Origin of the sequence: Bradyrhizobium sp. BEA-2-5, from assembly GCF_032918025.1 — a bacterium.
GTDB lineage: Bacteria > Pseudomonadota > Alphaproteobacteria > Rhizobiales > Xanthobacteraceae > Bradyrhizobium > Bradyrhizobium pachyrhizi.
Map to the genome: position 1 here is coordinate 3389813 of NZ_CP136629.1, position 12606 is coordinate 3402418.

Annotated in this window: 6 protein-coding genes; 4 read left to right on the top strand and 2 right to left on the bottom strand. The window is 63.4% G+C overall.

Going from position 1 to position 12606, the window contains the following annotated elements; translation table 11 throughout:
* Window positions 1-30: 30 nt before the first annotated feature.
* On the bottom strand, window positions 31-405 hold the full coding sequence (locus tag RX327_RS15610) for a hypothetical protein (RefSeq protein WP_028331383.1): 375 nt from the start codon (window positions 403-405) through the stop codon (window positions 31-33).
* Window positions 406-730: 325 nt separating this feature from the next.
* Here RX327_RS15610 and RX327_RS15615 point away from each other — a divergent pair, with 325 nt between their 5' ends.
* Window positions 731-1315, top strand: a complete 585-nt coding sequence (locus RX327_RS15615; RefSeq protein ID WP_160321810.1) for a DUF3617 family protein — start codon at window positions 731-733, stop codon at window positions 1313-1315.
* 267 nt (window positions 1316-1582) lie between these two features.
* Window positions 1583-2137 carry a DUF3617 domain-containing protein gene (locus RX327_RS15620; RefSeq protein WP_317250775.1) on the top strand — a complete coding sequence of 185 codons (555 nt, stop codon included), beginning with the start codon at window positions 1583-1585 and terminating at the stop codon, window positions 2135-2137.
* 43 nt (window positions 2138-2180) lie between these two features.
* On the opposite strand, the gene RX327_RS15625 is transcribed toward RX327_RS15620, so the two are convergent.
* Window positions 2181-2684: a hypothetical protein gene (locus RX327_RS15625; RefSeq protein WP_244482540.1), complete on the bottom strand. Its 504-nt coding sequence runs from the start codon at window positions 2682-2684 to the stop codon at window positions 2181-2183.
* 174 nt (window positions 2685-2858) lie between these two features.
* Here RX327_RS15625 and RX327_RS15630 point away from each other — a divergent pair, with 174 nt between their 5' ends.
* Window positions 2859-10772, top strand: a complete 7914-nt coding sequence (locus RX327_RS15630) for a DUF5801 repeats-in-toxin domain-containing protein (RefSeq protein ID WP_317250776.1) — start codon at window positions 2859-2861, stop codon at window positions 10770-10772.
* On the top strand, window positions 10660-12546 hold the full coding sequence (locus RX327_RS15635; protein ID WP_317250777.1) for a DUF5801 repeats-in-toxin domain-containing protein: 1887 nt from the start codon (window positions 10660-10662) through the stop codon (window positions 12544-12546). Before RX327_RS15630 ends, RX327_RS15635 begins: the two co-directional genes overlap by 113 nt.
* Window positions 12547-12606 lie beyond the last annotated feature (60 nt).

Consider the following 12606-nt stretch of genomic DNA (forward strand, 5'->3'; position numbering starts at 1 on the left):
ACGCCCATTGGAGCGACGCAGAGCGCGCGCTCATGAATGCGCGATGGTGCACGCCACCTGGTGGCGCTTGCCGAAGTTGAGCAGCGCGTTTTCCCGGAAGCCGTCCAGCCAGACGCCGCGGCCCGCATAGCGATAGCCGACGCCCATCGGAACGTGCCGCACATGGATGCCGCCACGGCCGGTGAGCAGGGAGGCCGTGACCACTTCGCCCTCGACCGACACGGCGCGGGGGCACAGCGGATATTGATGGCCGTTCTCGCAGGTGAAGACGATCTCGGTGCAGGTGCCGACCGGTGCTTTTGTGACCAGGCCAAGGTCCGCCGCCCCCGCCGGCCCGGAGTTGCCGAACGACATTGCACCCAACGCCAAAATGCCCGCGACCGTGTAGCCAAACCGAATACGCATCAGTGCCCCCTCGTCCAGCGATAGGCTAAGTAATTGAAGAAAATATCTCGCGCTAAATGAGCAAAAAAAAACTCTGAGGTCAAACCTCTCTGCCCATTGCGGTGGGGGAGATCCGCCGGCGCCATCGCGAATGGCGTGTCAGGTGTTGCAAGTTTGCTGCAGTGGGTCTGAATTCGGCTGCAAGCTGCCCGTAGCGTTAATGCACCTTTACCGGCCACAATTGGCCTGCAAGTGGTGTGATGTATTGAGTCGTGTTCCGGAGATTGCTTCAATGAGCTGACCGGATCGCATCACGAACGCATTCGGACGGACATCGGGGGTGGGAATGGACTTCCGTGGTGGCATTGCACGTTCGCTACTGGCCCTGATGATTGTCTCATTGCCTGCGTTGGCAGCTCATGCGCAGACTCAGGCTCCTCAACCGGCGAACGGCCGGGCAGCGGCGGCAGCGCCGGCTCAGGGCGATCAAGCCTTTTCTGGCCCGAGCTTCCGCAAAGGTCTGTGGCGCTTCGTGCGAACGCTCGATGTGGTCAGGACCGCCAACAAAAACTTCAAGTATCGGGTGGTCAACGCGGAGACGACGCGCTGCGTCGACCCGACCCACGCCATGAAGGCGACCTTTGCCTCGGGATCGATCGGAAGCTGCGTCTCGGACAAGCCGGAGAAGGTCGGTAATCAATACACCTTCGGACACCGCTGCGATTACATGGGGACGGTCAGCACCGTCATCACCGTGCGCAGCGACGAGGCCTATACCGAGCTGAACGAGATCAGCACCGGAGAGCATCCCCGGACCGACACGGTCGTCGCGACAAGGATCGGCGACTGCGACGACGGTAGCGCGGCCAGGATTGAGGCCAAGTCTGAGGCCAAGGCTGACAAGTCCGCTGCGGCGGCTTTGCAGCATTAGTTGGCAATCGACGGCGGGTGGCGGCGGACGAGGCGTCCATTCGTCCCCGACGGCGCGGACGCTGCGCTTCCTTTCGCGCCGAAGCTGCCCCGGCCTGGAAGCAACCAGGCATTCACCGTGTTTGGCGCAAGAGCTCGAGAGAGCTTCGAGCAAAGACCAAGCATTTACGGGGTCTTAACACGAAATGCTCCTGAATGATGTGAGGTTGGACGTGCTTCAAGCGAAGTCACGCGATCCGCGTCAATCGGCCGATTAGGGATTCAATAAATGACATCGCGTGAGGGCTTCGCCCCGTCGAAGATCTTCGCGTCCGCGCTTGGCGTCGTGACCGCGCTTTCCGTGTTCGTGCTCGCCTCCCCGAGCGCCATGGCGGAGGAGGGATTCAGCGGGCCGACCTTCCGAAAAGGAATGTGGCGCTTCGTGCGGACGCTGGAAATCGCCACGTCCTCGAACGTCCGGCAAACGCTGCTCGAGCGCGAAATGACGCGCTGTGTCGATCCGACGCAGGCGATGAAGGCGACCTTCTCATCTCCGTCCGTTGGAAATTGCCACTCTTCGCGGCCGGAAAAGATCAACAACAAATACGTCTTCTCCAACCGCTGCGACTATCTCGGGCCGGTCAGCACCGTCATCACGGTTCTCAGCGACGAGGCCTATACCGAGGTCAACAAGACCAATGTTGGTCAGGCGCCGCGGACCGACCGGGTGGTTGCCCGCCGAATCAGCGATTGCCACGAGGATCGAGCTTCGCTCAGCCAGCCGGCCTCCGCATCGGGCGAGGTGTTGTTGCAGCAGGACGAAGCCGAGGGCGAGCCGCTGTAAGGCGATTGGTCGGCGCGCGGGCCTCAGATCGCCCGCAACACCATCAGATCTTCTGCTGCCCGCCTGGTACACTCACCTTGACGGTGATCTTCTGAATTTCGGTTCGACCGCCTTGATACTTGACCTCGATGGTCAGGGCGTCATCGCCGAGAAATTCCGGAGGCGCCTTGTAGAAGGCGACATAGGCCGGCACTTCGAGCGCCAGGCAGGCCTTGTAATTGGTGGCCTTCGCCTTCGCCGACTTCACCACAACCTTTCCGGCAGCCGGCGCAGTGACCAGGCGGATGGTCGGCAGCGGCCCCGACGTGCAATCAGGTAACACGTTGAGATAGAGACCAATCTGGGTGTCCCGGTTGGCCAGGGCGCGAACCTGGCGCTCCACCGTGGTCTCCCGGGGGACAGGTTGTGCAGGGGCTTGCGCGGCCGCCGCGCCGAAACAGCCCCAAATCAAGACAGCGGCACACGCCTGAAGAATCACCCGCATCGACTGCTGCTCCAAATCGCCGGGAAGGACGAACGGGGCCGGGGAAATACTGCCTTTGGCCAAGTTAATCCGGCTAAGCCGTTGTTCTTTCAGCTTCGACCTGTCCGATCTTTACCACACTTCCACGGAAAGCATTGATTAACCAAATACATTTCTTGACCGCGGGGAGGGTTAACAATAGCCTAAAACTAAATTTTTCTACAACTTTTCCTCTAATCGCATTTTGCGGAGTTGATAATGCAGGGTTCGTTTCAGGTCGCTCAGGCAACCGGCACCGGCAATTCCACCAATTCGGCTCCCGTACGAATTTACAAGTTGACCAAGCCGCTGACCGATCAGGCGGTGGTCGTCAATCTTGGATACGACCAGAAGGTGAAGGTCGACTTTTCGTCGATCGCCAATGAAAAGATCACGCTGGTTCACGTCGGCGAAAAGCTGATCATCCTGTTCGACAACCAGTCGACCGTCACGGTTGAGCCGTTCTTCGACTCCCGTGCGGATGGGCTGAAGAATGTCACCATCGAGATGGCGCCGGGGCGCGAGGTCTCGGTCCAGGAATTCGCCAGTCTGTTTCCGATCACCACGGACGCCTCCGTGTTGCCGGCGGCCGACAATGGCGGCAACTCGAACGGCAACGCGCAGGCGAGCGGCGCGGATTTCCGCCCGTTCGCGATTGATCCGTTAGCTCCTGTGCCGACCAACGTGTTGGCGCCGCAGGAAGAGTTGCCGAACCTCGTGACCCCTGTGCCCCCGACCGGCTTCGTGCTGAACAGTGCTCCGCCTCCGATCATTTCCGGCAATCCCCTGTCGGCGCTGATCGTCGACGAGAGCTTCCTGACCGCGGCCACCAACCATGGTGTCGCCGGTTCGGGGCTCGGACCCGCAGGGGCAACGGTCGCGTCTGTGCAGGTGTCGTTCAACGTCACGGTGCCGGGCGGCCAGCAGTCGCTGACCTATGCGCTGTCGGTCACGACACCGAACGAAGATTCCGGTCTGATCGATTCGGCGACCGGTCAGCACGTCCTGCTGACGGTCAACGCGGCCGGCGTCGTGGAAGGGCGCACGGCGATCAGTGGCGATCTGGTCCTCACGGTCTCGGTCGACACCGCGGGTCATGTGACGCTGACCGATCTGCGCGCGGTTCATGAGGCAACACCGGGCAACTTCAATGAAGGGATCACGCTGGCATCGGGTCTGATCACGCTGACCGCCACCGTGACCGACAACAACAATCAGTCGGCAAGTGCGAGCGTCGATGTCGGCTCGCATCTGACGATCCTTGACGATGGTCCGGTGGCGGGCACGGTGACCGGCGCGACCGACACGCTGGTGCTGGACGAAACGCGCCCTGTGGGCAGCGACACCGCGGGCGGCACGACGCCGACCGGCCTCGCCAGCGTGACGGCGGACTTCTCCAACAATTTCACCGGCGGCAGCTATGGCGCCGACGGTGCCGGCAACACTGCCTACACGCTGCATCTCACCGGCACGAACGTGGCCTCGGGCCTCTATGCGCTGGATCCGACCGACACCAACCCGGCCCATTTCGGGCAGGGCGCGCAGATCGTGCTGAACCAGTCCGGTGACACCATCACCGGCTCGGCCAACGGCACGACCTACTTCACGATCACGATCAACGAGACGACCGGGATCGTGACCTTCACCCAGGTCAACAACATCTGGCATGCCGATCCGACCAACCCGGATGATGCCGCGACGCTGACCCTCTCCAGCTCCAGCCTGCTGCAGGTGGTGCAGACCATCACTGACGTGGACGGCGACAGCGTGACAACGCCGATCAGCCTCGGTGGCGGCGTGTTCACAATTCAGGACAGCGGTCCGACGGCCGGCACGGTGATCGAGAAGGAAGGCCCGGCGGAAGCGCTGGTGCTGGACGAGTCGCGCCCGGTTGGCAGCGACACGCCGGCCGGCTTTGCACCGAGCGGGCTTGCCAGCGTGACGGCGGACTTCTCCCACGACTTCACGTCGGGCAGCTACGGCAGCGACGGACCCGGCCATACCGCCTACACGCTGAAGCTCACCGGCTCGAACGTGGCCTCGGGTCTCTACGCGCTGGATCCGACCGACACGACCACTGCTGACGGCGACGGCATCGGACAAGGCGCGCAGATCGTCCTCAACCAGTCCGGCAACACCATCACCGGCTCGGCCGGCGGGACGACGTATTTCACCATCACGATTGATCCGTCGACCGGGATCGTCACCTTCACGCAGTCGAACAACATCTGGCATTCTGACCCGAAGAATCCGGACGATCCGGCAACGCTGACGCTGTCGAGCCCCAGCCTGCTGCAGGTGGTGCAGACAATCACCGACGCGGATGGCGACAGCGTGTCGACGCCGCTCGATGTCGGCACCCGTGTGTTCACGATCCAGGACAGCGGCCCGACCGCCGGCACGGTGACCGGCCCGACCGACACCCTGGTGCTGGACGAGACCCGTCCGGTTGGCACGGACACCGCGGGCGGCACGGCGCCGACCGGCCTTGATTCCGTGACGGCAGACTTCTCCAACAACTTCACGCCCGGCAGCTATGGCAGCGACGGCCCGGGCCACACGACCTACACGCTGAACCTCGCCGGCGCGAATGTGGCGTCCGGTCTGTACGCACTTGATGCGACCGATACGACCACCGGCGACGGCGACGGCATCGGGCAGGGCGCGCAGATTCTGCTGAACCTGGTCGGCAACACCATCACCGGCTCGGCCGGCGGCACCAATTACTTCACGATCACGATCGATCCCTCGACCGGGATCGTGACATTCACCCAGCTCAACAATATCTGGCACTCCGACCCAACCAATCCGGACGATGCGGCGACGCTGACGCTGTCTGGCGCCAATCTGCTGCAGGTGGTGCAGACCATCGTCGATGCCGACGGCGACAGCGTGTCGACATCGCTCGATGTCGGCACCGGCGTGTTCACGATCCAGGACAGCGGCCCGAGCGCCGGCACGGTGATCGCGGCGGCGGATACGTTGGTGCTGGACGAGACCCGTCCTGTCGGCACCGACACTGCGGGCGGCGCCGCGCCGACCGGCCTCGACACCGTCACGGCGGACTTCTCGAACAACTTCTCGGCCGGCAGCTACGGCAGCGACGGTGCGGGTAACACGGCCTACACGCTGAAGCTGACGGGCGTGAATGTGGCCTCCGGTCTCTATGCGCTGGATCCGACCGACACCGACCCGACCCATTTCGGGCAGGGTGCGCAGATTCTGCTGAACCAGGTCGGTGACACCATCACCGGCTCGGCCGGCGGCACCAACTACTTCACGATCACGATCGACGAGACGACCGGCATCGTCACGTTCACCCAGCTCAACAACATCTGGCATTCCGATCCGACCAATCCGGATGACGCCGCGACGCTGACCCTGTCGGGCGCGAACCTGCTGCAGGTGGTGCAGACCATCACCGATGCGGACGGCGACAGCGTGTCGACGCCGCTCGATGTCGGCACCGGCGTGTTCACGATCCAGGATAGCGGCCCGACGGCGGGCACGGTGGCCGGCCCGACCGACACCCTTGTGCTGGACGAGACGCGGCCTGTCGGCACCGACACCGCGGGCGGCACCTCGCCGACCGGCCTCGATACCGTGACGGCGGACTTCTCCAACAACTTCACCGGCGGCAATTATGGCAGCGACGGCGCGGGCAACACGGCCTACACGCTGAAGCTGACCGGCGCCAACGTCGCCTCCGGGCTCTATGCGCTGGATCCGACCGACACCGACCCGACCCATTTCGGGCAGGGTGCGCAGATTCTGCTGAACCAGGTCGGTGACACCATCACCGGCTCGGCCGGCGGGACCACCTACTTCACGATCACGATCGACGAGACGACCGGCATCGTCACGTTCACCCAGCTCAACAACATCTGGCATTCCGATCCGACCAATCCGGACGATGCAGCGACGCTGACGCTCTCGGCGGCCAACCTGCTGCAGGTGGTGCAGACCATCACCGATGCGGACGGCGACCACGTGTCGACGCCGCTCGATCTCGGCACTGGTGTGTTCACCATCCAGGACAGCGGCCCGACGGCGAGCGCGCTGTCCGGCGCAACGGACACGCTCGTGCTCGACGAGACGCGGCCTGTCGGCACCGACACCGCGGGCGGCACGGCGCCGACCGGCCTTGCCAGCGTCACGGCGGATTTCTCGAACGGCTTCGCCGGCGGCAGCTATGGCAGCGATGGCCCGGGCAATTCGGCCTACACGCTGAAGCTCACCGGCGCCAACGTGGCGTCCGGCCTGTACGCCCTTGATGCGACCGACACGACCACCGGCGATGGCGATGGCATTGGGCAGGGTGCGCAGATTCTGCTGAACCAGGTCGGCAACACGATCACCGGCTCGGTCGGCGGTACCGATTATTTCACGATCGCGATCGATCCCTCGACCGGTATCGTGACCTTCACCCAGCTCAACAACATCTGGCACTCCGATCCGACCAACCCGGATGACGCCGCGACGCTGACGCTGTCGCGTCCGGAAATCCTGCAATTGGTGCAGACCATCACCGATGCCGACGGCGACAGCGTGACGACGTCGCTCAACCTCGGCTCCGGTGTGTTCGCAATCCAGGATAGCGGTCCGACCGCGGGCACGGTGATCGCGGCGGCGGATACGTTGGTTCTGGACGAGACCCGTCCCGTCGGCACGGATACAGCGGGCGGCTCGGCGCCGAGCGGCCTCGACACCGTGACGGCAGACTTCTCGAACAACTTCTCAGCCGGCAGCTACGGCAGCGACGGTCCGGGCAACACGACCTACACGCTGAAGCTCACCGGCGCCAACGTGGCGTCCGGCCTCTTTGCGCTCGATGCGACCGACACGACCACTGCCGACGGCGATGGCATCGGGCAGGGCGCGCAGATTCTGCTGAACCAGGTCGGCAACACGATCACCGGCTCGGTTGGCGGCACCAATTACTTCACGATCACGATCGATCCCACGACCGGTATCGTCACCTTTACCCAGCTCAACAACATCTGGCATTCCGATCCCACCAATCCGGACGATTCTGCGACGCTGACGCTGTCGGCTGCCAGTCTGCTGCAGGTGGTGCAGACCATCACCGACGCGGACGGCGACAGTGTGACGACGCCGCTCGACGTCGGCACCGGTGTGTTCACGATCCAGGACAGCGGCCCAACCGCCGGCACGGTGACCGGTCCGACTGACAGCCTCGTGCTGGATGAGACCCGTCCCGTTGGCAGCGACACCGCAGGCGGCACAGCGCCGACCGGGCTCGACACCGTGACGGCGGACTTCTCCAACAACTTCACCGGCGGCAATTATGGCAGCGATGGTGCGGGCAACACGGCCTACACGCTGAAGCTGACCGGCGTGAATGTGGCCTCCGGTCTCTATGCGCTGGATCCGACCGACACCGACCCGACCCATTTCGGGCAGGGTACGCAGATCGTGCTCAACCAGGTCGGTGACACTATCACCGGTTCGGCGAACGGCACGACCTACTTCACGATCACGATCAATGAGACGACCGGGATCGTGACGTTCACCCAGGTCAACAACATCTGGCACTCCGATCCGACCAATCCGGACGATTCTGCGACGCTGACGCTGTCAGCTGCCAATCTGCTTCAGGTGGTGCAGACCATCACCGACGCGGACGGCGACAGCGTGACGACGCCGCTCGACGTCGGCACCGGCGTGTTCACGATCCAGGACAGCGGCCCGACCGCCGGCACGGTGACCGGTCCGACCGACACCCTCGTGCTGGACGAGACCCGTCCCGTTGGCAGCGACACCGCAGGCGGCACGGCGCCGACCGGGCTCGACACCGTGACGGCGGACTTCTCCAACAACTTCACCGCCGGCAGCTACGGCAGCGACGGTGCTGGGTCGACGACCTATACGCTGAAGCTGACGGGCTTGAACGTGGCCTCCGGCCTCTATGCGCTGGATCCGACCGACACCGACCCGACCCATTTCGGGCAGGGTGCGCAGATCGTGCTCAACCAGGTCGGCGACACGATTACCGGCTCGGCGAACGGCACGACCTACTTCACGATCACGATCAATGAGACGACCGGGATCGTGACGTTCACCCAGGTCAACAACATCTGGCACTCCGACCCAACCAATCCGGACGATGCCGCGACGCTGACGCTGTCGGCCGCGAACCTGCTGCAGGTGGTGCAGACCATCACCGATGCGGATGGCGACAGTGTTGCGACGCCGATCAACCTCGGTACCGGCGTGTTCACGATCCAGGACAGCGGCCCGACCGCGGGCACGGTGACCGGTCCGACCGACACCTTGGTGCTGGACGAGACCCGTCCCGTTGGTAGCGACACCGCGGGCGGCACGGCGCCGACCGGGCTCGACACCGTGACGGCGGACTTCTCCAACAACTTCACCGCCGGCAGCTACGGCAGCGATGGTGCTGGATCGACGACCTACACGCTGAAGCTGACGGGCTTGAACGTGGCCTCCGGCCTCTATGCGCTCGATCCGACCGACAAGACCGCCGGTGACGGCGACGGTATCGGACAGGGAACGCAGATCGTGCTCAACCAGGTCGGTGACACCATCACCGGCTCGGCGAACGGCACGACCTACTTCACGATCACGATCAATGAGACGACCGGGATCGTGACGTTCACCCAGGTCAACAACATCTGGCACTCCGATCCGACCAATCCGGACGATGCGGCGACGCTGACGCTGACGCGCCCTGAGTTGCTGCAGGTGGTGCAGACCATCACGGACGCCGATGGTGATAGCGTGACGACGCCGCTCAACCTCGGCACCGGCGTGTTCACGATCCAGGACAGCGGCCCGACCGCCGGCACGGTGACCGGCCCGACCGACACCTTGGTGCTGGACGAGACCCGTCCTGTCGGCAGCGACACCGCCGGCGGCTCGGCGCCGACCGGGCTCGACACCGTGACGGCAGACTTCTCCAACAACTTCACCGGCGGCAGCTACGGCAGCGACGGTGCTGGCAGCACGACGTACACGTTGAAGCTCACCGGTGCCAACGTCGCCTCCGGCCTCTATGCGCTCGATCCGACCGACAAGACCGCCGGCGACGGCGATGGTATCGGACAGGGTGCGCAGATTCTGCTGAACCAGGTCGGCAACACCATCACCGGCTCGGTCGGCGGCACCAACTACTTCACGATCACGATCGATCCTTCGACCGGCATCGTGACCTTCACCCAGCTTAACAATATCTGGCACTCCGATCCGACCAACCCGGACGATGCGGCGACGCTGACGCTGTCGGCTGCCAATCTGTTGCAGGTGGTGCAGACCATCACCGATGCGGACGGTGACAGCGTGACGACGCCGCTGAACCTCGGCACCGGCGTGTTCACGATCCAGGACAGCGGCCCGACCGCGGGCACGGTGACCGGTCCGACCGACACCTTGGTGCTGGACGAGACGCGTCCTGTTGGCAGCGACACCGCGGGCGGCACGGCGCCGACCGGGCTCGACACCGTGACGGCGAACTTCTCCGACAACTTCACCGGCGGTAGCTACGGCAGCGACGGTGCTGGTTCGACGACCTATACGCTGAAGCTGACGGGCTCGAACGTGGCCTCCGGCCTCTATGCGCTCGATGCGACCGACAAGACTGCCGGCGACGGCGATGGTATCGGACAGGGTGCGCAGATTCTGCTGAACCAGTCCGGCAACACCATCACCGGTTCGGTTGGCGCGACGACCTACTTCACGATCACCATTGATCCCGCAACCGGGATCGTGACCTTCACCCAGGTCAACAACGTCTGGCACTCCGATCCGAACAATTCGGACGATGCAGCGACGCTGACGCTCTCGAGCGCCAACCTGCTGCAGGTGGTGCAGACCATCGTCGATGCCGACGGTGACAGCGTGTCGACGCCGCTCGACCTCGGCACCGGCGTGTTCACAATCCAGGACAGCGGCCCGACGGCGCCGACAGCGACGGTCAGCGCAGCTACGATCGGCGTGGACGAGAACTCCCGGCCTGCAGACCACCGGCGGCGCGAGCGACGTGCTCGGCTCGACTGCGATCACGTTCAACGGTGCCGCCAGCACTGTCGCCGCGCTGTTCAGCACGGTCGCGAACAAGGGCGTCGACACCGATGTGTCGGCAGCGTCACTTGACAACGGTGCGCTCAGCTTTGCCTCGACGGGCGCGAGCAGCATCCTGACGGTGGCCGGAGGCAGCTTCGGCTCTGACGGCGCGGGGTCTACGACCTATGCGTTGAGCGTCCTCAGCGCTGCGTCAGGCCTGACGTTGACGGATGGCACAGGGATCGCGCTGTCGCTGGATGCCAGCGGCCGGATCATCGGTACTGTGGGCAACGATGCCGCCAACCCCAGCCTGACGGGCCAAACGGCGTTCGCGATCGCCATCGATCCGATCACCGGTCAACTCTATGTGGCGGACTATCTCTCGCTCCACCACAACAGCACCGCCAGTCCGAACGATCTGCTGACGATGACGGCCGGCAAGATCGGCGCGACGGTGACGTTGACGGACGCCGATGGCGATCATGTGACGGCCACCGCCGACATCAGCACCCATATCAGCTTCCTCGACGACGGCCCGAGTTTCGGCACGATCGAGCATGGAATCATTGCCGATTACGCGGGGATGTCCGTGCTCGGTAACCTACCCGTGTTCTCCGGCGCCGATGGTTTTGGCGCATATGACTTCACCTTGACTGGAAACACGGCGCCGGCCGGCCTGACGTTCAATGGCCAGGCCGTGCACTATTCCATCGACGCACTTGGACAGAATTTGACGGCCTATATCGGTGCGGCCCCATCGGCAGCGAATAATATCTTCACGCTGAATCTGGATGACACAACCGGTCACTACCTGTTCACACTGCTTCAGCCATTCACGGAGACAACGATCCAGAATGTCGGCAGTTCATCCGCCTTTGGATCGGGACCTTCGGAAGAGCAGATTCTTTCTTCGAACACCGATCAACTGGCGGTTGTTTCGGGAACGACCTCCGGCGGCAGCCAAGGCGGTGTGAACGGATCAACCAACGGTTGGGGCGTCGACAACAATAACTTCGACCCCAATGAAAAGCTGCTGTTCGATTTCACGAGCGGCGCAATCGCCAGTCCGGTCGGCAACGCGGCGTTCCATCCGCCGGCAAACGAATCGGTCGCGAACTACACGTTCTCCAACTACAAGGGCGGAGACGAAATCCATTACGTCGTCACTTATTGGGACGGAGTGCACGCCGCCTCCATCACATCGGTATCCGGTGATTTCGATCCTTCCACCCACACCACGGTCGCCACCGAATGGTCGACGCCCACAGCGCCGGCCGGCCTGCAGCTCTACGCTGTCCAGTTCACGGACGTGACAGGCAGCGGCAAGGTCGACTTGGTTGGCGTCGGAGTTTCGTCGACCACGAACGTCTCCGAGGACCTGAGCTTCAACGTGTCGACGATTGACGGTGACGGCGACACGGCGTCGAGCACCATCAATATCAACATCAATGGCACCACGACCCTTCTGGGCACGGCCGGCAATGATGTCATTGTCGCCGGACCAACCAACGAGACGCTCACTGGCAATGGTGGGGACGACAAGTTTGTTCTCAATCTCAGCGCCCACGAAATCATCAGTGATTTCAACAGCGGTGATACACTGCTTCTCGATGTGGCCGGTCTGAGCCTTCCGACGGGCGTTTCAAACGCCCTTACGGCTGGTCAGTTCACGTCATCGGCAGTCACCGGCGGGACCGAGAACAACGCCAGCGCCTGGAGCGAAAGTGGAAGCACGAACAAATTCTTCTTCAACAATACGACGCATGAGCTCTGGTACTCGGCGAATGGCACTGGCTCCGACAAGGTGGATCTCGCACATCTGAGCACTGGCGTGCCGGCGGCCGCGAACGTTCATATTTTCTAGGCCAGGCTCGCAGCAAAATCAGAAATCCGCGGAGACTACTCCGCGGATTTTTCTTGATTG

What these genes read in the sequence shown, in the direction of transcription:
- RX327_RS15610 (WP_028331383.1), bottom strand. Translation starts at nt 405, where the DNA reads ATGCGTATTCGGTTTGGCTACACGGTCGCGGGCATTTTGGCGTTGGGT.
- RX327_RS15615 (WP_160321810.1), top strand. Translation starts at nt 731, where the DNA reads ATGGACTTCCGTGGTGGCATTGCACGTTCGCTACTGGCCCTGATGATT.
- RX327_RS15620 (WP_317250775.1), top strand. Translation starts at nt 1,583, where the DNA reads ATGACATCGCGTGAGGGCTTCGCCCCGTCGAAGATCTTCGCGTCCGCG.
- RX327_RS15630 (WP_317250776.1), top strand. Translation starts at nt 2,859, where the DNA reads ATGCAGGGTTCGTTTCAGGTCGCTCAGGCAACCGGCACCGGCAATTCC.